Raw genomic sequence first — 23,303 nt, forward strand, 5'->3', positions numbered from 1 at the left:
TTTTCTCTGTCAACAGGTTTTTTTAACTTTTTTTATAACCTGTTCCCATCAACCACGATACACCCATAGTCCGTACGGGATTCGAACCCGTGTTACCGCCGTGAAAAGGCGGTGTCTTAACCCCTTGACCAACGGACCCTGAGCTTGTCAACTCTTTCTATTATACCTACTTTTTTCCCCTTGTCAAGATATTGGGTTTATTTTTCTGAAATTTTTTTAATAGTTTTTCATATATTGTTTTTTACAATAAGAAAGAGAGGATAACATTATATCCTCTCTTGTATATAGCCTACTAATATTTTAGTTTTCTTCAGCCATTTTTGATTTGACTTCATCATATGATAGGGCACGTGATTCCTCTTCTACTGATTCAGGCATTTTTCCTGTTTCGTAAAGAGATTTGATTTGTGTACTATCCAATGTTTCATATTTTAATAAGGCTTCTGCAATTAATTTATGCGTTTCACGATTTGATTGAATAATTTCAGCTGCTTTATTACGTGCTTCATTCAACAATGCTCGAACTTCTTCGTCAATCTCATAAGCTGTACGCTCTGAAATAGATTTTTGTGGAGTTTGAGCACCAAACATTGCATGATTTCCTTCATATTGAACAGGTCCAAGTTTTTCACTCATACCATACTCTGTAACCATTGCACGCGCCATTTGTGTAGCTTGTTCAAAGTCGTTTGATGCACCTGTTGTTTGGACATTAAAGATAATTTCTTCAGCAACACGTCCACCCATTAAACCAGCTAATTGTTCTTTCATGTCTTCTTTAGATAGCAACATTTGATCTTCTTTTGGAAGAGCAATCATGTAACCACCTGCACGACCACGAGGAACAATTGTTACCTTATGAACTACACGCGCATTCGATAAGACTAACCCTACGATAGTGTGCCCGGCTTCGTGATAAGCAACCATTTCACGTTCTTTTTGGGAAACAGTTTTATCTTTCTTAGAGGGCCCTGCAATAACGCGATCTTCTGCCTCATCAATATCTGAAGCATCGATGACTGATTTGTTGCGACGGGCAGCAACTAATGCCGCTTCGTTCAATACGTTTTCTAAGTCAGCACCAACAAAACCAGGAGTTTGTTGTGCTACTAACTTCAAGTCTACATCTTCTGCTAGAGGTTTATTTCTAGCATGGACTTTCAGAATCGCTTCGCGTCCCTTAACATCTGGACGACCAACCAATACTTTTCTATCAAAACGACCTGGACGAAGAAGGGCTGGGTCTAGAACATCTGAACGGTTCGTTGCTGCAATGACAATGATTCCTTCATTTCCTTCAAAACCATCCATTTCAATCAAGAGTTGGTTCAAGGTTTGTTCACGTTCGTCATTACCTCCACCAAGACCGACACCACGTTGGCGACCAACGGCATCAATTTCATCAATGAAGATAATTGCTGGTGCTGCTTTTTTAGCGTCCTCAAAAAGTGAACGTACACGGCTGGCACCGACACCGACAAACATTTCTACGAAGTCAGAACCTGAAATACTAAAGAATGGTACTCCAGCTTCTCCTGCTACTGCTTTAGCAAGTAATGTTTTACCAGTTCCCGGAGGTCCTTCTAAGAGAACACCAGCTGGGATACGAGCACCTAATTTTGTAAAGCGTTTTGGATCTTTCAAGAATTCAACAACTTCAACAAGTTCTTGTTTTTCTTCTTCAGCTCCTGCTACATCTGAAAAGCGTACTTTGATATCTTCCTTATTAGCAGCCTTAGCTTTATTGCGTCCAAAGCTCATCGGATTGCGTCCACTATTTCCACCCATATTGCCCATCATAGAAAATAGGAAGAAGAATAAAATGGCAAATGGTACTACTGAAACTAGGATGTTAATCCACATACCACTTGAACTTTCATGCTTCACTTCAATTTGTGTTTGGTGTTCCCCAGCTAATTTTTGCAAATCTGCTACAGTAGTATCCGATGGAAGAATAATACTTGTAAATTTTTCTACTTTTGTTGCAGAAGGTGTGAAAAACTGAATACCTGTTTCCGGTTTTTCTGTTTTAGCAGTTTTATAGACACCAGACACTTCAATAACACTACCACTTGGTTGATAGGTTATTTCTTTTACATTGTCGTTAGTGATTTCCTGCACCAATTCTGAGTATTTAATTTGTTGACTGTGCCCAGCAGCTCTTCCAGCGAAAAAGTACTGAAATCCTGTTACTAGCAAGAAAATCATCAACAAATAAAGAAATGGATTTTTTATAAAACCATTATTTTGCTTTTGCATTCAACAACTTACCCTTCTATTTTGAGTAAACTTCCTCTTTCAATACACCTACATAAGGAAGGTTACGATAATTTTCATTATAGTCTAAACCATAGCCTACAACAAATTCATTCGGAATTGTAAAACATGTATAATCTGCTTCGATTTCTACAGTACGGCCTTCAGGTTTATCAAGCATTGTAACAATCTTAACAGATGCCGCTTCTCTAGCAGTAAACATATCTCTCAAACTTTTCAAGGTTTGACCAGTGTCGATAATATCTTCCACAAAAACAACATGTCTACCTTTAATATCTTGAGTTACATCTTGTTTGATATTGATAACACCGCTACTTACAGTACCACCATGATAGCTAGAAACCATCATAAAGTCCATCTCAAGATGAGTGTCGATATATTTCACCAATTCTGCCATAAAAGGAATAGATCCTTTTAAAATACCAACTAGAATCGGATTTTTACCTTCATAATCTTTGGTCAATTGAGCACCTAACTTCTTAGCAGCTTCTGTAATTTCATCTTGTGAAATCAAAATCTTCTTGATATCTTGTTCTAACATGATTTTACCTATCTATTTTTTCTATATAAAGTACAGTGTTCATTATATCATTTTTCATTTTTATACTCAAATCACTGAATTCAATTCCTAAAATTGAACAAATCTTTCCGAATTGCTCAACAATAATCGCATTTTTTCGTTTTTCTGCAGGAATTTTTAAATCAATAAAAAGTCGCCTTACTTTTTTTCGATGACCATTTATTATCAAATAATCACCTGACTGTCGATGCCTCAAAATCAATGATGTTTCACGGGAAACATTTATTTGTTGAACATTTTCGCCTTTTAAAGGAATTCCGAATGAAAATAGAAAACCTTCATAATAAACTTGATTTTGATAGTTTAGCACACACTCACTACTTTTTTCATCAGACTTTGGTCTGATTTTACCAATTTGAAAGTGCTGGTATTCTTTTATAAGTTCATAACCATTTTTTATACTATGGCGATATTGACTCTTAGTTTTTAAAATATGATGAATTTCTTGAAATTGTTCTCTTGTTACATTTAAATCAGCAAAACGACTAAGGTATTGTTGTAGTAAAACTCCTTGCGTTGCTTCACTAAAAGATAAAAACTGAGTTAAATCTTCCACATCAACCGCTTGAGATAATTCAGCCAGAGCAATTTGATAATCAGAAACTTCTTTCCCAAACTCTAAAAATGCCTTTTTTACCTGAACATTTTCTTTTTCTAACTGTGGCAGATAGAGGTTGCGAATACGATTGCGAAGATAGTGATTTTCTTTATTCGTTGGATCTTCAAAATGCTCAATTTTAGGAAAATCCTTCTTATAAAAAGACAACAAAGGACGAATTAACTCTCCCTTATTAAACGTTTGTCTTTCTTTAATAGCTGATAAATGGTGTAGTCTAACACCTCTAATCAATCGCATAAAGATTGTCTCAACTTGATCATCTGCATGATGAGCTGTTACAAGAGCTGTAGATGAAGTTTTCTCCATCACTTCTCTAAAAAAATTATAGCGAAATTGACGAGCATTCGTTTCTGAAAAATCTCCAGTAAAACAAGCTACATAAATTGGAACTCCAGCTTGTTCAGCTAATTTTCTTAATTCATTTTCTTCCTGATTTGACTCTGGTCGTTGTTTATGATTTACATGAGCTAAAAACAATTCAATACCAAGTTCTTTTTGATAAGTTGAAAGAAGACGAAAGAGAAACATCGAATCCAATCCACCAGACAAAGCTAGCACAACTCTTGAATGATCTTTGAAATAATCCTTTTCTAGAAGATGATTTAAAAAATCGCGGTCTCTCATTTTAGGACCTCATATACATCCTTAGCAATTTTAGAAATGGTATCATAATCAGAATTTTTGGAAAAGATTGAAATAATGAAAGGAGAATCTGTATAGACTATTCCTACATCGTGTTTAAATTCATCTGCATCCCCAATTTTATGGGCTACCTTAGCAGAAATATTCTTAGCAATCCTCTGATTATCAAATGATGTTTGTGATAGGGATTCTAAAACAAAACCATTCTGATTATAAATAGATTCCATAACTTGACCAGCCATTTTAGCTGAAGCCAACTTATCTGTCACATCCCACTCTTCACCTGCGATAGTAGCCATCTCTTTTTTAAAGGCTTCATCTGATTTATTCGTAATATAATAACCAAGAATATTATGAGCTACATTGTCAGATTCTTTTGCAGTTTTTGTGATTAAATCTTTGATAGTGTATTCTTTATTGTCCGCTGTTTTAGGGAGACTACCGCTTCCTTCCGGTTTATAAGAACCAGGGAAATCATTAACTTCGGAAACATACTTCAATTTCGTGTCAAGTTGGTAATCACCTTGATTGATTTTTTCCTGAACAGAATAAAGATAAGGTAATTTCATAACACTAGCAGCGTACATTTTCTGATCTTCGTTAATCCCAGCTTCTTTACCTGTACTCAATTGTTTCACATAAATAGAGAACTGTTCATTTTGATAATTTGCAGATAGCAACTCTTGTACTTTCTGAATACGATTATCATCATCGGAAATATAATCCGTCGAAATCCAGCCCGTTTGCTTGATATGTAAGAATTCACGACCTTCAGCAAAAATAGACATATCTGCTTCAACCTCTTGATAAGCTGCTAAAGTAGACTTTAATTCTTGTTGATCATAAGGACTATTATAAACGACAAATCCTGGTTCTAGCCATACTCGTTTAGAAAAATCGTTTACGATGGAACTATCGTATAAAAGTCGTTTATCAGCCATCACAAATTGATTATTTGACAATTTAAACACAGGCTGTCCTTGTTTATTTAATCGCCATTCTAAAACAGATAATTTTGTTTCTGCATTGACTTTTCCTGATTCTTTAATCAGGTCTTCTGTAGAATAAACTGGCGTCTCACCATAAAATTTTGGAGATTCTATAATATCTTGATAATAAAAATGATATGGAGTATGAGTTAAAGAATAAACTTCTTGTTTTGGAATGATAACTGGATTCTCAGTGCTTACTACTTGAACGCTTTTTAGGAAAATAGGAAGTAGTAATATCACTAAAAATTTACGCATTCTTTTTCCCCTCTTCTTCTTGTAGTCGTAACAGATGATTCTTTTGAGCTAACTCATCTAATTTTTCATCTGACTGACTTAAAAATTTTTCGACAATATCTAATAAATTTTCCATTTTACATTACCTAGGAAGCAAGTCCGGAATTGTATAAACTTCCTCCCATGATTTCGAATAATAATATTTTGCACGGGAATATTTAGCTGCATAGGATTCGTCTTTTAGCTTAGTTGCTAAACTAGCTTCTTTATCCTTTTCGTCACTCAATTCCTGGTATTGTTTTTTCAAATCCGTTAATTGCTGACGACGTGTTAGTAATTGTTGATAACTTTGTGCTAAATTATAAGTTGGCAAGATAAATAACAACATTATCAAAATCAAAACCCATCCCATAAAACGATTGCGTTTTTGACGTTCTTCCATCATGTATTTACGTCGTTGGTGTTCATTTTGAATAAAAGAGTTATTCATTTGGACTATTTTTTTATACATCGCCTTCTACCCTTGTTTCACTGATAATTTCATACATTCCAGCTGCATCTTCTTTTTTTGTGCTATCTTTCATTTCGAGCACCTTTACAAGTAACAACTTATTTCCAAAGCGAATTTCAACTTGATCATTGATTTTTAAATCTGTTGAACTTTTAGCAAGGATTCCATTTACCTTGATTCGCCCTTTATCTGCAACTTCCTTAGCTACCGTACGGCGTTTAATAATTCGTGATACTTTTAAATATTTATCTAGTCTCATCTTATAATACCTCAAATTATTATTGTACCATTTTTCTCCCTTTTATAGAAGAAAAAAGGTAATCCCTAATGTGACTCTTTTAAGTCTTTTATCTTCGCTAACGATTCTCCAAAGGTTAAGAGTCCTTCTAAAATCTCATAATCTTTTTTATTTCGGATATCAAATACAACTTCAATCAAACCTTGATTCTCAGAAATATTAGCCTTCAGATTTGTCTGAGAAAGAGCCTGGAAATAATCTTGGGTTAAAAATAGTTGTTGCGATATTTTTTCAAACTGAATGACAAGCTTATTATTCTTTCTTTCTACACGATTGACAAATACTTTATCGAGATATGCTTTGGCTAATCCAATTTCTAAGAGATAGGCAACTACATCTGGATATTCTCCAAATCGGTCTATCAACTCATCCTGTAATTCTTCATAGTTGACACGATTGTCAATCTGACGAATTCTCTTGTAAATTTCAATTTTATGGCGCTCATCTGATATGTACTCATCTGGAAGATAGGCATCAATTTGTAGAATTAACTCAGCATTTCCTTTTTCACGTTTCTTGTCAGTTCCATTTTTCTTAGCAATTGCTTCTTCTAGTAACTGAGAATACAATTCAAAACCAACAGAATCTATAAAACCAGACTGAGAACTTCCTAAAAGATTACCTGCCCCACGAATGGATAAATCACGCATAGCAATTTTGAAACCAGAACCTAATTCGGTAAAACCTTTGATAGCTTCTAATCTCTTTTCTGAAACTTCTGTCAAAGATTTGTCTGGTCGATACATGAGATAAGCATAAGCGATTCGATTACTACGACCAACTCGACCTCTTAATTGATACAAGGTTGACAAGCCCATGTGATCTGCGTTTTCAATAAACAAGGTATTAGCATTTGGAATATCTACACCTGTTTCAATGATTGTCGTAGTTACTAAAATGTCATATTCGCCTTCAATAAAATCAAGTAATGTATTCTCTAAACGAATTTCACTCATTTGACCATGAACAAAACCAATAGAAGCTTCAGGAATCAGTTCTTGTAATTCTGAAACCTTCTTTTCAATCGTGTCAACTTTGTTGTAAAGATAGTAAACCTGACCACCACGATCGATTTCTCTCAACACAGCATCACGAATCACACGATCATTTTGTTCAAGAACATAGGTTTGAACAGGATATCGATTTGTTGGAGGGGTTTCAATGACAGATAAATCTCGGATACCTAGCATAGACATATGAAGAGTTCGAGGAATTGGTGTAGCTGTCAAGGTTAAGACATCCACCTTCTTTTTTAATTCCTTAAGTGCTTCCTTATGCTTGACACCAAAACGTTGTTCCTCATCGATGATGATCAATCCTAAATCTGCAAATTCAACATCTTTAGACAAAACTCGATGGGTCCCAATCAAGATATCTACCTGGCCTTTTTTCAATTTTTTAAGTGTTTCAGTTTGCTCTTTTTTACTTCTAAAACGACTTAAAACATCTACGTTTACAGCAAATTGCTCAAACCTTTCTTTGAAATTACTGTAATGTTGCTGCGCAAGAACAGTTGTTGGCACTAAAACGACAACCTGTTTATGATCATTGACAGCTTTAAATGCAGCTCGCATGGCAACTTCTGTCTTACCAAAACCAACATCTCCAACTAAGAGTCGATCCATTGGTTGAGAAGTCTGCATATCCCTTTTAATTTCATCTATACTTCGAAGTTGGTCCTCAGTTTCAACATAAGGGAAAGCCTCATCAAAAGCAACTTGGTCTTCATCATCTTTTGAAAATGCAAAACCTTCAAGTTGACTCCTCTCTGCATATAACTTAATTAAGTCATCTGCGATGTCTTCAACTTGATTTTTAACTTTTTGCTTAGCTTTTTTAAAACGTCCATCGTTTAATTTGTTTAACTTTGGAGCCTTACCGTCACTTGAAACATACTTAGATAAGGTTTGGATTTGTTCTACAGGGATAGAAATTCGATCTCCATTTTGGTATTGAACACTTACGTAGTCTCTATGAATCCCTTTGATTTCAATCGTTTCAATTCCTAAAAATTGACCAATCCCATGAATTTGATGAACAACATAGTCTCCTTTTTGGAGTTCACTATAATCCTTTAATCTTTCAGCATTGCTAATATTTTGTCTTCTGTATTTGCGTTTAATCTTCTTTTTGAATATTTCATATTCAGTGATGAATACAAGATTCTCATCCACAAAATGAAAACCATGACGAAGGTTTCCTTCAACAATATTGACAGTTCCTTTACAGAATTCATTCGCACTAATATTATCAACTTTTATGTCATATTCTTCTAAAATACTTGACAATTTTTTTAGTTCATTCTCGCTACTTGACTGAAGAACAATCGTATATTTTAATTTTTTATAGCGTTCAATTTCTTCTTTCAGAAAAGAAAATTGATTGAAGAACTCTTGCATTGGATATTGATTAAATTGATAAAGATGATCAAATTTTAGATTTCCAAGTCCCTTTTGAAAATTAGAAAAGAAGCTAGCTGGTAAATATTTTTTAAATTGACTTTCTACATCTGCAAAGTATTGTAAACTTGATACAGCTTTACTATTATGTAAATCCTCTGTAAAGTAGCTAGCTGTTTCCTTATCAAAAATATCATACTGATCCATGATTTTTTGAAAATCATCAAAGATAATAGGCGCTTGGTTCAAGTAGTCAATCAAGGTCGACTGTTTTTTATACAAAACAGATAAAAACTTTCGAATATCTGCATGAAAAACTTGCTCTTTCGTGCAACTAAAAACTTCTTCTAGGTAAGACTTTACAGTTGGTGACAATGTCTTGTCAATCTCTTTTTCTAAAAATTCCTGACCACGATGATAATCTTCAGCAGTTAGTAAAATATCACTAGCGGGATATATAGAAATTTCAGGGCGACTTTCCTTTGATAATTGTGTCTCTGCATCAAATTCTCTAATCCCATCTATTTCATCACCGAAAAATTCAATTCGGTAAGGAGAAATTTGTGATGTTTCAAAGATATCTAAAATATCCCCTCGAAGACTAAATTCACCTTGACTCTGAACTTGTGTAACTTTCTTATAACCAAGTGCAGTTAACTTATTTTTTAATTCTCTTTGTTCACACTCTTGTCCGACTTGCAGTTTTAAAACACTATCATCGAAAATCTTAGGATCAGGCAAGAATATACGACTAGCTGCCATGTTACAAACTAATATTCCTTTTTGAGATTTATCTCTTAGAAAACGTAAGGCTTCAACGCGAGAAAAAATCTTTTCTTGTGACGATACTAAAAATTCTACCATTGGTGAATCATCTACTAAAAATGGATAAACCATATCAGTACCCAGGATAGAAATTAAATCATTTACTAGACGCTCAGCTTCTCCATAAGTAGATGTCATCACTAAAATCTTGTCCTGATTTTTAGCACTACTTGCAATAGCTAAGGATTTTGCTGATCCTGATAAACCAAGTAGTAATTGTCTTTGTTTGAGAGATAAATGCCCATTCCATGATTGTATATGATTATTCTCTAAAAAGAATTCGATTAATGACATTCCCTTACCCATTGTATTTCTGCATTGTTTTTTCAAAGTTTTTCTCTTGTAAATAATAATTTACAGCATCGTCAACCTTGTCAATAGACTGTAAAATACCTATATAGTCATCCTTGTCAAATTTACTCAAAACGTGGTGAACAACAGACATTCCTTTTTTAGGTCTACCTATACCAATCTTTACACGATTAAAAACCTGTGTACCAATATGTTGGATAATTGACTTGATACCATTATGACCGCCAGCTGATCCTTTAGCGCGAAGACGAATTTTTCCTACTTCCATGTCAAGATCATCGTAAATAATCAGTAAATCTTTAATATCTAAACCATAGTAGGTTAATAAAGCATGAACTGCTTTCCCACTTTCATTCATAAAAGTTGTTGGTTTCACTAGATAAATTTTTTCACCATTAAGGAAAAATGAAGCTAATTCAGCTTGGAATATTTTATCGTGTGTAAAGGATACATTCTGTTTTTTTGCTAGTTGGTCAATCAACATAAAACCAACATTATGCTTTGTCTCAAAATATTTATCCCCTGGATTTCCCAATCCTACAAGTAATTTTGTCATTAAAATTTCCTTTCAAAACCCAAAAGGGTTGGAATTTTTTTCCAACCTAATTGACACTATTAAAAATGTTGATTATACGTTAAAGCGGAATTCCATGATATCGCCATCTTGAACGACATATTCTTTTCCTTCTTCACGCAAACGTCCAGCTTCTTTTACAGCCTTTTCAGATCCGTATTTAATCAAATCATCATAAGACATAGTTACTGCACGAATAAAACCTTTTTCGAAGTCAGAGTGGATGATACCAGCTGCTTGTGGAGCTTTCATACCACGTTTAAAGGTCCAAGCACGAACCTCTTTTTCACCAGCTGTGAAGTAAGTTCCAAGTCCAAGTAGATGGTAAGCTGCACGAGTCAACTTATCCACACCTGATTCTGTCAAACCAATAGCTTCAAGAAACTCTTTTTTATCTTCATCGTCTAATTCAGAAATTTCTTCTTCAGCACGCGCAGAAATCACCACTACCTCTGCATTTTCTGTTTCTGCGAATTCACGAATTTGCTTCACATAATCAATAGATTCTGGGTCTCCAACAACATCCTCATCCACATTTGCTACATAAAGAACTGGTTTAGTAGTCAAAAGGAAGAGTCCTTTGACTACTTTTTGCTCTTCATCTGTAAATTCAATGGTACGTGCTGACTTACCGTCTTCAAGAACTGGTTTAATCTTTTGGAGAACGTTAAATTCTGCAACTGATTCCTTATCTTTTTGCGTACGTGCCATCTTTTCAACACGCGCATAGCGTTTATTGACAGATTCTAGGTCAGCAAGAATCAATTCTAGGTTAATGGTATCAATGTCTGCTAGTGGATCAACAAAAGCATCTTCACGACCTTGTTCACGCATGACATTTTCATCATCAAAGGCACGAACCACATGGACAATGGCATCAACTTCACGGATATTGGCCAAGAATTTATTACCAAGACCTTCACCTTTTGACGCACCTTTTACAATCCCTGCAATATCTGTAAATTCAAAGGTTGTTGGAACTGTCTTCTTAGGAGTGATCATTTCAGTTAATTTTTGGAGGCGTTCATCTGGAACTTCTACCATCCCAACGTTTGGATCAATGGTTGCAAATGGATAGTTTGCAGCCTCTGCTCCTGCTTTTGTAATTGCGTTAAATAGGGTTGATTTACCAACGTTTGGCAAACCCACGATACCTGCTGTTAAAGCCATAGTTTCTCATTCTCCGTTCACATTTCAATCTTCAATATTATAACACAAAAAGGGAAAACTTGCTAACTCTCCAATTCAGTGTTTCTAGTCGATAATTTTGTTCATTTTTCTTTCAAAATCATAGCGACTCATCATGACTACATGATCACAATTACTGCATTTAATTTTAATATCTGCACCTAAACGAGTAATTTCCCAACGATTTGCTTTTTTGCCTGTAGATTTGATTGTACAAGCATGTGGTTTTTTCATTTCAACAAAATTTCCAACTTGATACATACTACTCTCCTTTTCATATTTCTGATTATATCATAAAAGAGGTGAGCTAGGCTCAACCTCTTTCCATTAATTTGTACGAACTGGTGTAATCAGCTGCATGAAATCTTCATCTGTATCAGCTGGTACCAAGGTAAATGGACGAATTGCTGAAATGAAGCTGATTGTTACCTTTTCACTATTCAAGGCTTTTAGTGCTTCAATCAAGTAAGTTGGGTTAAAGCTAATAGTCAAGTCTTCGCCAGATACAGCAATTGTATCAATTTCTTCGTCTACTTTACCAACTTCTGGAGAATTTACATGGGCTGTAACCACTCCTTGTTTGATTTCTAATTTTACAGTACCGTTTTGAGTTGCACTTGATAGGAGACGTGCACGTTCCATAGATTGACGTAGATTCACAACATCAAAAGTCACTGTCGTATTAAAATCTGTTGGAATTAGGCGATCTGTATCAGGATAATTACCTTCTAAGAGACGTGTGTAGAAGCTAATATTTTCGCTTCTAAAGAGAATTTGGTTGTTTGCGAAGAAAATCTCTACTGTTTCGATATCGTCTGTAAAAACAGCTGAAAATTCGCGTAGAGAGCGACTAGGGATAACAACGTCGAAATTATCACTATTTTTCTCAAGTGTCAATTTCTTCTGACTGAGACGGTGAGAATCTGTCGCAACTGTTTTTAATTCTTGATGATTACTTAGGACAAAATGTACACCAGTCAAGATTGGACGACTTTCTTGAACACTAGCTGCAAAGGCAGTTTCGTTGATAATCTTTTTAAGAAGCTTTGTTTCAAGAACTAAAGGATTACTTGCTGCAATTTCCTGGATACGTGGATACTGCTCGCTGTCTTTACCTTTAAGGGTAATCTCTGATTTCCCACTTGTTAATACAATTTGGTGTTGTTCAATTTCTTTAAAATCAAGAGTCACATCTGGAAGACTAGAAACAACATTGATAAAGAATGAAGCTTCTAGAAGGATAGAACCTAAAGAGTTAATCAGAAGACCTGCATTTTCATCTTTTTGAGAAATGAAATTCTCAATTGAAATTTGACCATTTGATCCAATTAATGTAATTCCTTCGTTAGTCACATCAATTTTAATAGTTGATAAAACAGGAATAGCATTTTTTGAACTAATAGCACGTTTAGTAATATTTAATGATTGCAGGAATAAATTTTTATTAATAGAAAAATGAATCATGGAATCTCCTTTATTTATTTTTATTATTAGAAGGTTAATAGTAATAGTAGGCTGTGTGAAATCTGTGGAAAACCAAGTTTAGTTTAGAAAAATCAAGAAGTTATACTTGTTTAAAATTTGTTAATAAATCAGTAAAATTTTAAACACTTATCCACAAGTTATTTGATTTTCTTTTTGATGGTTTCGATTTCTATACGTAATTTATCATCAGTTTCAATCATAGATTTGATTTTTGCATGAGCATGAATGACGGTTGTATGATCTTTACCACCAAATTCTTTTCCGATTTTTGGAAGACTGTTATCAGTTAATTCTCTAGCTAGGTACATAGCAACTTGGCGAGCTAGAACAATATTCTGAACACGTCTAGTTCCCTTCATCTCCTTAACGCTCACATCATAAAATTTTCCGACTTCCTCTTGGATTTTTTCAATCGGAATGACAATCATGGTGCTGACGCTTTGTTTTCTAGCACGTATAGCCTCAGATGCAATATCCACAGTTATAGTGTTGATTTGTTTGACTTTAGCCATGAGACTAATATCTTTGAGCGCACCTTCTAATTCACGTACATTTGAATCAAACTGGCCAGCCAAATATTCGATTGTGTCAGGTTGAAAATGATAATCTAAATCCTCTGTTTTACTATTTAGGATAGCGATACGAGTTTCAAAATCAGGTGGAGTAATATCCGTTGTTAATCCCCATGAGAAGCGCGTGACAAGTCGTTCAGGTAGGTTTTCTAGTTGTTCTGGCCTACGGTCACTCGTTAAAACGATCTGTTTATTATTACTGTGAAGTTTGTTAAATGTATTGAAAAATTCATCCTGAGTTTGTACTTTATTTCCACTAAGAGATTGAATGTCATCAATAAGAAGGAGATCTAGACTTCGATAGGTTTTTTTAAAATTATCCATATCATTGAGTCTTAAATGATCTAAAAATTCATTAATAAAACTTTCAGCAGGAATATATTTTACACGCGCATTAGGATTTTTTTTAAGAATTTCATTCCCCAAAGCATTGAGTAAGTGAGTTTTTCCTAAACCAGGTCCTCCATATATAAACAGAGGATTATAAGTTAGCCCAGGATCTTCCGAGACGGCTAAAGCAGCAGACTTGGCCCAAATATTTCCATCTCCTTGGATGAAATTATCAAAAGTATAAATATCTCTTAATCCTGTTTCTGAGTAAGGGATAGATTTTATAGTTTGTTCTTGTTGATGATTAGAATTTTCAACAGTTGTTGTATCGGAGGAGTCAGAATTTTCCTTAGTCAATACATATTGTGCTTTAATTTCAGTGTCATAGATTTGGAAACCGACAGCTACAATAATATCATTGAGTTTTGTACTCCAAACCATTTCCATTTCAGATCTTGGTAAAAATATGGTAGCTACATTTCCCTCGACCTTTATTAATTCAGCAGGTGTTGCATAGAAATCAAACATTGATCGTGTCAATCTCTCTTTAGCTAATTCTAAAATCTGATTCCAAAATTGTTTTTCTTTCAACAACAAACTCCTCCTTTTCTAAATGGTGTAATCTTAAACACTATTTTATCACATAGCAAGCAATTTTTCCACAACTTGTGAAAAACAATCCACAATGTTTAAAAGATTTATCCACAAGTTGTGGATAAATTATCTTATTTTTGATTTAATCGACTTTTTCTATACTAATCCAGTGGATAATTATGTGAGTTGAGAAAAATAAAATAACAGCCTTATCTTAGGCTGTTAATAAAACGTTGGTATTCTTCTTGATTATGAAAAGAGATAGTTATTTTTCCTGCCTCTTTTTTTTGAAGGACGATTTGGACATCTAATCCCAACAATTTTTTCAAATTTTCTTCTTCTTCTTTGATAAAGTGATCTTTTTCTTTGCTTTTCTTCTTATTTTTTTCTTCTTTAAGTAGATGTTCCACCTGCCGAACTGATAAATCCTCTTTCTGAATGCGATTGAGTAAATTTTTTTGTTCTTTCACAGGTAGTTGAATTAGAAGCCTAGCATGTGCTTGAGATAATTTTCCTTTCTCTACTTCCATTAGAATAAAATTGGGAAGTGTTAGTAAGCGAACAAGATTGGTAATATAGGGACGTGATTTCCCCATTTTGTCAGCAATTTCTGCATGAGTATACCCTTTATCAATTAAAGATTGATAAGCTTTTGCTTCCTCAATCGGATTTAAGTCTTCCCGCTGCAAATTTTCAATGATTGAGTGAATCATCATATCTTGATCAGATAGTTTTTTGATGATTACCGGAACTTCTGTTAGCCCAGCTGCTATTGATGCCCGATACCGTCTTTCTCCAGCTAGGATTTCATATCCGATAACTGGAGATTGACGGACAATAATAGGTTGAATTAAACCATTTTCTTTAATAGATTGGGCAAGTTCTTGAATTTTTTCTTTTGAAAATTCTTTACGAGGTTGATAGGGATTTTTTTGAATATCACTGATACGAATGAGTTTGAGTTCTTCCATATTTCTACAGTATCACATCTTTGATATTCTGTAAAGTAGGTTTACAAATATGTAAACTATTAATTTAAATCACTTGTACTCTTATCTAGTTTGATTGTAGTTTTTTCTTCTTTACCATTACGGTAATAAGTTACAGTCATTTCATCTCCAATAGAGTGACTATATAGAGCATTTTGCAATTCAGTTGTAGATGAAATCTTGGTATCATCTACTTTTGTGATGACATCATATTGTTGTAAATGTCCATTTGCAGGCATATTTTTTTGAACAGAACGAACAGCTACACCAGAAGTAACATTTCCAGGAAGTTTTAGTTTTTGAAGATCAGTTGTACTAAGATTTGATAAGTTAACCATGTGGATTCCAAGAGCAGGTCGAGTTACTTTTCCATCTTTTTCCAACTGCTTAATAATATTGATTACATCGTTTGCAGGAATGGCAAAACCAAGACCTTCGACAGATGTTCCACCATTAGAGGCAATCTTACTTGATGTAATACCGATAACTTGGCCTTGGATATTAATCAAAGGACCACCTGAGTTCCCAGGGTTAATAGCTGTATCTGTTTGGATAGCATTGGTTGAGATAGCTTGTCCGTCTTCAGATTTTAGAGATACATTTCTATTTAAACTTGATACAATCCCCTGTGTCACAGTATTGGCATATTCAGAACCTAGAGGACTTCCGATTGCAATAGCTGTTTCTCCAACTGTTAATTGACTAGAATCACCAAATTCGGCTACTGTTGTGACTTTATCTGCAGCAATTTTTACAACGGCAATATCTGAATAAGTATCAGAACCCACAATTTCACCAGGGACTTTTGTGCCATCTGCTAAACGAATATCAACTTTTTTAGCACCATTAATAACGTGAGTATTGGTTACAAGGTAAGCAGTATCCCCTTCCTTTTTATAAATGACACCAGAACCTTCGCTGTATACTTGTTCAGAATTGGTATCTGTATCAGTTTCATCAGATCCGAGTAAACTATTTTGAGAGTTTGATGAGTAAGTAATGACAGATACAACAGCATCTTTAACTTTATCTACAGCCTGTGTGGTAGAATTTTCATTTTTCGAAGCAGTCTGAGTGATCGCTGCACTATTTTGTTCTCCCCTTCCTTGCTTTTGGTTGAATTGAAGAACAGCCAAACTTCCTAATAGACCACTAAAAAAGCTAATAAGAATAACTAGTAAAAGTTGTCCAATTGTTTTTGAAAACTTGTTAAAGTTTTTCATAGAATCCTCCAAATTTGATTTATTAGTGAAAGTATAAAATTATTAACTTAATCCTAGCTTAAAAAAGTTTAAGTTTTTAACAATCTGTGGATAACTGATTAAAACTTGTGAATTTATTGTGTTTTTTAACCTTTTTCATTTGTGAATAAGATGTGAATAGAATGCGATTATGATAAAATAGAAGCATGAAAATAAAAATTGTAACAGTTGGAAAACTAAAAGAAAAGTATCTCAAAGATGGAATTGCAGAATATTCTAAAAGAATATCACGATTTGCTGCCGTAGAAATGATTGAATTAGCTGATGAAAAGACACCAGATCGTGCCAGCGATTCAGAAAATGAAAAAATCTTAGATTTAGAGGGAAATCGAATTCTTTCCAAAATTGGGGATAGAGAATTTGTTGTCGTTTTAGCTATTGAAGAGAAAACCTTGTCTTCTGAAGAATTCAGTAAACAACTAGAACAAGCTTCTATTAATGGTTATTCAACCTTAACCTTTGTGATTGGTGGGAGTCTGGGTCTTTCTCCTCAAGTAAAAAATCGAGCGAATCTATCCCTTAGTTTTGGTAGACTGACTCTTCCACATCAATTAATGCGTCTAGTTCTTGTAGAACAGATATACCGAGCCTTTACCATCCAACAAGGTTCTCCCTATCATAAATAGGATTGACTATTCTCGATTATTTTGATAAGATAAACTAGTTAGGTCTCATAGCTCAGCTGGATAGAGCATTCGCCTTCTAAGCGAACGGTCGCAGGTTCGAATCCTGCTGGGATCATATACTAGATTTAACGCTGGGGAAACCCAGCGTTTTTTGTAAAAATTGACAGTTCAGGTACAAAAATGTGCAGTTGAGAATGAAATGTTTTAAAACAGACTCCGTTTTGTATAATAGGCTTGTAAGTTTATTTATAAAGAAAAAGAGAAAACATTATAGGGAGATATAATGGATTTATTGAAAATACTCATAGTTATTCTTCATATTCTTATTCTAACAAATAGCTATGAACTCATTTGTAAGGCAATAAAAAAAGAAAGATATCTGTTTATTTCTTGGGTATTTATATTACAGTCTATTGTTGAAATTTTATTCTATTTAACTTCTTTACATGGATTAGGAATGGAAAAAATTTCATTTACCTGTATTATCTTTGCTTATTTAATAGGATTTAAAAAATATAATAAGTTCAAAGCTATTTTTATTAGTTTATTATTGTCTTTATTATATCAAAGTACTCATACATTTATAGCAGTAATCATATCCTCTATAACAGGTGATTCTTTCTTAATAAAATATGAAGATTTATTTTTTGTAGTGGTTTTGATGCTGACGTATTTTATCACTAAAAAAATTATTACTTATTTTCATCTTGAACTTACTTATTTTGATAAAAATTACCTTTATCCATTTTTCAAAAAGGTCATTTTAATTTTCTTTACTTTACAAGTTCTATTATTCATTTCAGATATGGTGGGTATTCATGCTCATTTTAATAATTTCAGTAGTATTTTAGCAACAATTGTCTTTATCTGTTTACTACTAATATTCTTCGCTATGAATTCTCATAAGGTGCGAGTTGAAAAAGAAATTGCCCTAAAACAGAAAAAATTTGAACAAGAACATTTACAGACATATACAGATGAAATTGTTGGTTTGTACAATGAAATCCGTGGTTTTCGTCATGATTATGCAGGTATGCTTGTTAGTATGCAAATGGCGATTGATAGTGGAGATTTACAGGAAATTTACAGGGTTTACAATGAAGTTCTAGTCAAAGCTAATCAAAAATTACGTTCAGATAAGTATACATACTTTGATTTAAACAATATAGAAGATTCAGCTTTACGAAGTTTGATTGCTCAATCTATTGTATATGCCAGAAATAATGACGTAGAGTTTACATTAGAAGTAAAGGATATTATCACAAGATTGTCAATCGATTTACTCGATCTTGTTCGTATTATGAGTGTTTTGTTAAATAATGCTGTTGAGGGTGCTGCAGAAAGTTATTTAAAACAAATGGAAGTTGCAGTGATTAAGATGGATTTAGAAACAGTTATCGTGATTCAAAATTCGTGTAGAATTACTATGACACCTTCAGAAGACTTGTTTGAACTAGGTTTTTCTACTAAAGGTAGAAATAGAGGAATTGGCCTTAATAATGTCAAAGAGATTTTGGATAAGTATGAAAATATCATTTTAGAGACAGAGATGGAAGATAGTACGTTTAGACAGATTATTAGATTTAAGAGAGAGTTTGAATGAAAGTATTAATTTTAGAAGATGTTATTCAACATCAAGTCAGATTAGAAAGAACCTTGGATGAAATTTCAAAGGAATTGAATATTCCTATTTCTTATAAAACAACAGGTAAAGAACGAGAGTTTAAGGAATATATCGAAAATGATGAAGTAAACCAGCTTTATTTTCTAGATATTGATATTCATGGAGTTGAGAAAAAAGGATTTGAGGTAGCACAGTTTATTCGTCGCCACAATCCCTATGCAATTATCGTATTTATCACTAGTAGATCAGAATTTGCTACCTTAACTTACAAATATCAAGTATCAGCCTTGGATTTTGTTGATAAAGATATCAATGATGAATTATTTAAAAAACGTATCGAACAGAGTATCTTATATACCAAAAGTATGCTGCTTGAAAATAAAGATGTTGTGGATTATTTTGACTATAACTACAAAGGAAATGATTTAAAAATTCCCTACCATGATATTTTATATATTGAAACAACAGGAGTATCTCATAAGTTAAGGATTATTGGTAAGAATTTTGCCAAAGAATTTTATGGGACTATGGCGGATATTCAAGAAAAAGATAAAGATACTCAAAGATTTTATTCTGCTCATAAATCATTTCTTGTTAATGTAGGAAATATTAGGGAAATTGATCGAAAAAATTTAGAAGTGGTTTTTTATGAGGAACATCGCTGCCCGATTACCCGTCTCAAGGTTCGGAAATTAAGAGATATTCTGGAGAAAAAATCTAAAAAGTGATTGACAATTAGTAAGAAATTGATATAATGGTTATATCTGCTACAGATAGATGGTCCGTTGGTCAAGGGGTTAAGACACCGCCTTTTCACGGCGGTAACACGGGTTCGAATCCCGTACGGACTATATTATCCGCCATAGCTCAGTTGGTAGTAGCGCATGACTGTTAATCATGATGTCGTAGGTTCGAGTCCTACTGGCGGAGTCAAACAAAAAAAGAACACCATTGGTGTTCTTTTTTTGTTGCTAATTTGAATCTCCTAACATTTTCATAAGAAAGTCTGTCATTTCTTGCGGACTTTCTTTTTTTCCATGAGCAATCCAAGTTTGGCATACACCAAATAGTGCATTGGTTAGATAGATGCTACTATATTCTAACTCAATGTCGTTTAAATTTAATTGCATAAAGCGTTTCTGGAGGTCAGTGCTAAGCATGATATGAAGTTTATTTCTCAGGAAGTTTTGTATCTCTTTTGTACCATTTTCAGATAGAAGAGCAGCTAATAAAGGTTCAGACTCTAAGTATTCAAACACTTCTAGAATAGCATCTCTTTTATGATTTGCGTGTTTTTGGAAAATATACTCAAAGGTATGAAAAAGCTTACTTTGGTAATGTTCAATCATATCATACTTATCTTTGTAATGTGTATAAAAGCTAGAGCGACTAATTCCGGCTTTCTCAGCTAGCTTAACAGTAGAAATTTGATCAAATGGTTGTTCCATTAATAATTGAACCATAGCATTCTCGATAGTACGTTTTGTTTTTAAGCGTTTGTTACTCTCTGTCATAGTTCCTCCTTGTGAACAAAAATAGACGTAGTGTCTAAAAATTTAATTTTTACCTTGTAATTTAGATTTTTTAATGTATAATCTATTATATCAAAATTTTAGACAATATGTGTAAAAAAGGAGACAATATGTTTAAAGAATGGAAAGCAATATTTAAAAAACCAACCTTTATCATTGTAATGATAGGGATTTCTCTCATTCCAGCTTTATACAACATCATATTTTTATCATCTATGTGGGATCCATATGGCCAATTATCTGAGTTGCCTGTAGCGGTCGTTAATAATGATAAAGAAGCGACTTACAATGGAAATACGATGGCTATCGGAAAAGACATGGTGTCTAATTTAAAGGAAAATAAATCATTAGATTTTCATTTTGTCAATGAAGAAGAAGGTAAGAAGGGTCTAGAAGACGGTGACTACTATATGGTAGTCACTTTGCCAAGCGACTTGTCTGAAAAGGCTGCTTCTATTTTAACAGATCACCCAGAACAAATGAACATTGACTATCAAACTTCTAGTGGACATAGCTTCATTGCAAGTAAGATGAGCGATTCTGCTATGACACAGTTAAAACAAAATGTTTCTGCCAGTGTAACTGAGACTTACACGAAAGCTTTATTTCAAAAGATGGGTGATTTAAAATCCGGTTTAACCAAAGCTGCAGATGGAAGTGAACAATTAGCCAACGGAGCTGGTCAATTGGCTGTAGGAAGTCAAACATTGTCTTCAAATCTTAATACTTTAGCTAACTCAAGTTTAACTTTTTCTGATGGAAGTGAACAATTTACAAGAGGGTTGACAACATATGTCACAGGAGTAAAGCAACTGAATAGTGGCTTAGGAACATTTAATGATGGTTTACAGAACTATACAAGTGCAGTTTCACAGGTTGACACTGGACTTAATCAATTATCTTCCAAGACTCCTGAATTAGTAACAGGTATCAACCAGTTAAATACAGGGATGAAGTCATATGCTGGTGGAGTTTCACAACTCAATTCAGGTCTCAGTCAATTTTCGGTTGGTGTCAATGCCTATACAAGTGGAGTGGACAAATTATCTGTTGGTACAAAACAACTTTCAAGTCAATCAGATACATTGAGAGACGGTATCGCCCAATTAAATAAAGGGATTAAAGAAATTTCGACTCAATTGAATACTTCATCTCAACAAAAAGAGGAAATCACTCAATTAGCAAGCAGTTTAGATGAGTTGAATAAGGCTCTCCAATCAGTTACAGTTTCAGATAATACTGATCTTAAAAATACAATATCTAATGACTTAACAACTATAACTACTCTCGCTCAAACTATTGTGACTAATAGTCAAATAGAGCAAGAAAAAATTCTTACCAATCTTCAAGCAACAGCAACTTATCAGTCTCTTACTGATACTCAGAAAAAAGAACTGACTGAAGCTGTTTCAAATAATTCTAATTCTACGATAGAGTCAGCAAAAGCAATTTTAACGACGGCAGGAGATTTAAAAGAAAATTTAGGAAGTATAAACCAACCAATCTCTAATCTTTCTACTTTACAGACTAAAGCAAATCAACTTTTACCTATAGCGTCTAGTTCCTTGACATCTATGTCAAGTGGATTTACACAGTTGCAAAATGCTGTAGATAATCAGTTAGTTCCCGGAAGTCAATCAATTGAAAATGGAGTTAATGCGTATACTAAAGGATTGGATACTATTTCTTTAGGTGTAAATCAACTAAGTGAAAAGAATACAACTTTAACAACAAGTTTGGATCAATTGGTTTCTGGCTCAACCAAGTTGACAGAAAACTCTTCAAAATTGACAACTGGTTTGGATACTCTAGCTGGGAAAACACCAGAATTAGTAACAGGTATTGAAAAACTATCATCTGGTTCTAACCAATTAAATAGCAAGAGTCCGGAATTAATTGCAGGACTTGATAAAATACAGCTTGGTTCAAGTCAATTAACAGATAAATCAAGTCAATTGCTTTCAGCTAGCTCTCAGTTAGGAAATGGAGCAGCAAAAATTGCAGATGGTGCTGGAAAATTAGCTGAAGGTGGAGCAACTTTAACTGCTGGTATTGGAAGTTTACAAGTAGGAACTACTGACCTAGGACAAGGCTTAAGAAGTGCTAGCAATCAACTAAAATCAGCATCAACAGAGTCTAATAATGCAGAAATATTATCTGAGCCTTTGAGTCTTTCAAAAAAAGATAATGATCAAGTTCCTGTAAATGGGATTGCTATGGCTCCTTATATGATATCAGTCGCTCTCTTTGTCGCTGCATTATCAACAAATATGATTTTTGCTAAATTACCTTCAGGTCGTCATCCTGAAACTCGCTGGGCTTGGTTCAAATCTCGCTTTGAGATAAATGGAGTTATCGCTGTGTTAGCAGCTGTGTTAGTATTTGGTGGAGTTCATCTTATTGGTCTAACAGCAAATCATGAAATGAGAACTTTATTCTTAATTATTATCGCAAGCTTAACATTTATGTCTATGGTAACTGCATTAACAACATGGAATAGTCGTTTGGGTGCTTTCTTCTCTCTAATATTGCTATTATTACAATTAGCTTCGAGTGCAGGAACATATCCACTTGCTTTGACAAATGATTTCTTTAAAGCTGTTAATCCTTGGTTACCAATGAGTTATTCAGTTTCAGGATTGAGACAAACCATTTCTATGACAGGAAATATTCATCATCAGGTAATTTTCCTTCTCGTAACTTTGGTTTTATTCATAGGATTAGGCATGTTAGCTTATCAACCTAAAAAAATGGATGAAGATTAAAAAAGTTTCACGTGAAACAATGAATATTTTAAAAGAAAACAATTTGACAGAACTGTAAATGAACAAATTACAA

Annotated in this window: 20 protein-coding genes and 4 tRNA genes; 7 read left to right on the forward strand and 17 right to left on the reverse strand. The window is 33.8% G+C overall.

From position 1 onward, the window contains the following. Window positions 1-66 precede the first annotated feature (66 nt). The 16 genes from NMM19_RS07825 to NMM19_RS07900 form a co-directional block, all read right to left on the reverse strand. Window positions 67-138: transfer RNA gene (locus NMM19_RS07825), tRNA-Glu, on the reverse strand. A gap of 162 nt (window positions 139-300) precedes the next feature. Beyond that, the gene (ftsH, locus tag NMM19_RS07830) at window positions 301-2,259 is read right to left on the reverse strand and encodes an ATP-dependent zinc metalloprotease FtsH (protein WP_178894387.1); all 1,959 of its coding nucleotides are present in this window, start codon (window positions 2,257-2,259) and stop codon (window positions 301-303) included. A gap of 16 nt (window positions 2,260-2,275) precedes the next feature. Next, window positions 2,276-2,818 carry a hypoxanthine phosphoribosyltransferase gene (hpt, locus tag NMM19_RS07835; RefSeq protein ID WP_006150551.1) on the reverse strand — a complete coding sequence of 181 codons (543 nt, stop codon included), beginning with the start codon at window positions 2,816-2,818 and terminating at the stop codon, window positions 2,276-2,278. Window positions 2,819-2,822: 4 nt separating this feature from the next. Further along, window positions 2,823-4,100, reverse strand: coding sequence for a tRNA lysidine(34) synthetase TilS (tilS, locus tag NMM19_RS07840; protein WP_178894386.1), 1,278 nt, complete (start codon window positions 4,098-4,100; stop codon window positions 2,823-2,825). Then, window positions 4,097-5,365: a serine hydrolase gene (locus NMM19_RS07845; protein ID WP_178894385.1), complete on the reverse strand. Its 1,269-nt coding sequence runs from the start codon at window positions 5,363-5,365 to the stop codon at window positions 4,097-4,099. Before NMM19_RS07845 ends, tilS begins: the two co-directional genes overlap by 4 nt. Then, window positions 5,358-5,480 (reverse strand): SP_0009 family protein, encoded by a 123-nt coding sequence (locus NMM19_RS07850; protein WP_006154842.1) that lies wholly within the window; start codon window positions 5,478-5,480, stop codon window positions 5,358-5,360. Before NMM19_RS07850 ends, NMM19_RS07845 begins: the two co-directional genes overlap by 8 nt. Window positions 5,481-5,486: 6 nt before the next feature. Next, window positions 5,487-5,855 (reverse strand): septum formation initiator family protein, encoded by a 369-nt coding sequence (locus NMM19_RS07855; protein WP_178894384.1) that lies wholly within the window; start codon window positions 5,853-5,855, stop codon window positions 5,487-5,489. Continuing rightward, window positions 5,848-6,114: an RNA-binding S4 domain-containing protein gene (locus NMM19_RS07860; protein WP_006146042.1), complete on the reverse strand. Its 267-nt coding sequence runs from the start codon at window positions 6,112-6,114 to the stop codon at window positions 5,848-5,850. Before NMM19_RS07860 ends, NMM19_RS07855 begins: the two co-directional genes overlap by 8 nt. Before the next feature lie 65 nt (window positions 6,115-6,179). Beyond that, a complete protein-coding gene (gene mfd / locus NMM19_RS07865; RefSeq protein ID WP_178895637.1) occupies window positions 6,180-9,683 on the reverse strand; it encodes a transcription-repair coupling factor in 3,504 nt (1,167 codons plus the stop codon). After that, the gene (gene pth, locus NMM19_RS07870; RefSeq protein ID WP_178894383.1) at window positions 9,676-10,245 is read right to left on the reverse strand and encodes an aminoacyl-tRNA hydrolase; all 570 of its coding nucleotides are present in this window, start codon (window positions 10,243-10,245) and stop codon (window positions 9,676-9,678) included. Before pth ends, mfd begins: the two co-directional genes overlap by 8 nt. 72 nt (window positions 10,246-10,317) lie before the next feature. Continuing rightward, a complete protein-coding gene (ychF, locus tag NMM19_RS07875) occupies window positions 10,318-11,433 on the reverse strand; it encodes a redox-regulated ATPase YchF (RefSeq protein WP_006150542.1) in 1,116 nt (371 codons plus the stop codon). A gap of 84 nt (window positions 11,434-11,517) precedes the next feature. Then, window positions 11,518-11,712: a DUF951 domain-containing protein gene (locus NMM19_RS07880; RefSeq protein ID WP_006150549.1), complete on the reverse strand. Its 195-nt coding sequence runs from the start codon at window positions 11,710-11,712 to the stop codon at window positions 11,518-11,520. A gap of 66 nt (window positions 11,713-11,778) precedes the next feature. Further along, window positions 11,779-12,915 (reverse strand): DNA polymerase III subunit beta, encoded by a 1,137-nt coding sequence (gene dnaN, locus NMM19_RS07885; RefSeq protein ID WP_178894382.1) that lies wholly within the window; start codon window positions 12,913-12,915, stop codon window positions 11,779-11,781. Window positions 12,916-13,073: 158 nt separating this feature from the next. After that, window positions 13,074-14,429, reverse strand: coding sequence for a chromosomal replication initiator protein DnaA (dnaA, locus tag NMM19_RS07890; RefSeq protein ID WP_178894381.1), 1,356 nt, complete (start codon window positions 14,427-14,429; stop codon window positions 13,074-13,076). Window positions 14,430-14,641: 212 nt separating this feature from the next. After that, the gene (locus NMM19_RS07895; RefSeq protein ID WP_178895636.1) at window positions 14,642-15,403 is read right to left on the reverse strand and encodes a ParB/RepB/Spo0J family partition protein; all 762 of its coding nucleotides are present in this window, start codon (window positions 15,401-15,403) and stop codon (window positions 14,642-14,644) included. A 59-nt stretch (window positions 15,404-15,462) separates the two neighbouring features. After that, window positions 15,463-16,644 (reverse strand): S1C family serine protease, encoded by a 1,182-nt coding sequence (locus NMM19_RS07900; RefSeq protein ID WP_178895635.1) that lies wholly within the window; start codon window positions 16,642-16,644, stop codon window positions 15,463-15,465. Window positions 16,645-16,829: 185 nt separating this feature from the next. Here NMM19_RS07900 and rlmH point away from each other — a divergent pair, with 185 nt between their 5' ends. From rlmH to NMM19_RS07930, 6 genes are all read left to right on the forward strand, one after another. Further along, on the forward strand, window positions 16,830-17,309 hold the full coding sequence (gene rlmH / locus NMM19_RS07905) for a 23S rRNA (pseudouridine(1915)-N(3))-methyltransferase RlmH (protein ID WP_178895634.1): 480 nt from the start codon (window positions 16,830-16,832) through the stop codon (window positions 17,307-17,309). 41 nt (window positions 17,310-17,350) lie between these two features. Further along, window positions 17,351-17,424 (forward strand) — tRNA-Arg (locus tag NMM19_RS07910). A gap of 168 nt (window positions 17,425-17,592) precedes the next feature. Further along, complete coding sequence (gene comD / locus NMM19_RS07915; protein WP_178895633.1) at window positions 17,593-18,912, forward strand: competence system sensor histidine kinase ComD; 1,320 nt, start codon at window positions 17,593-17,595, stop codon at window positions 18,910-18,912. Further along, entirely contained in the window at window positions 18,909-19,661 is a 753-nt protein-coding gene (comE, locus tag NMM19_RS07920) for a competence system response regulator transcription factor ComE (protein ID WP_178895632.1), read from the forward strand. The genes comD and comE overlap by 4 nt, the downstream gene beginning before the upstream one ends. A 51-nt stretch (window positions 19,662-19,712) precedes the next feature. Then, a tRNA-Glu gene (locus tag NMM19_RS07925) sits at window positions 19,713-19,784 on the forward strand. A 5-nt stretch (window positions 19,785-19,789) separates the two neighbouring features. Further along, window positions 19,790-19,863: transfer RNA gene (locus NMM19_RS07930), tRNA-Asn, on the forward strand. Between the two features lie 41 nt (window positions 19,864-19,904). Here NMM19_RS07930 and NMM19_RS07935 read toward each other — a convergent pair. Next, on the reverse strand, window positions 19,905-20,447 hold the full coding sequence (locus NMM19_RS07935; RefSeq protein WP_178895631.1) for a TetR/AcrR family transcriptional regulator: 543 nt from the start codon (window positions 20,445-20,447) through the stop codon (window positions 19,905-19,907). A 128-nt stretch (window positions 20,448-20,575) separates the two neighbouring features. Here NMM19_RS07935 and NMM19_RS07940 point away from each other — a divergent pair, with 128 nt between their 5' ends. Next, window positions 20,576-23,230 (forward strand): YhgE/Pip domain-containing protein, encoded by a 2,655-nt coding sequence (locus NMM19_RS07940; protein ID WP_178895630.1) that lies wholly within the window; start codon window positions 20,576-20,578, stop codon window positions 23,228-23,230. Window positions 23,231-23,303 lie beyond the last annotated feature (73 nt).

The sequence above is a fragment of the Streptococcus sp. CF8_St5-17 genome (genome assembly GCF_024295665.1).
In the GTDB taxonomy this organism is placed as follows: Bacteria; Bacillota; Bacilli; order Lactobacillales; family Streptococcaceae; genus Streptococcus.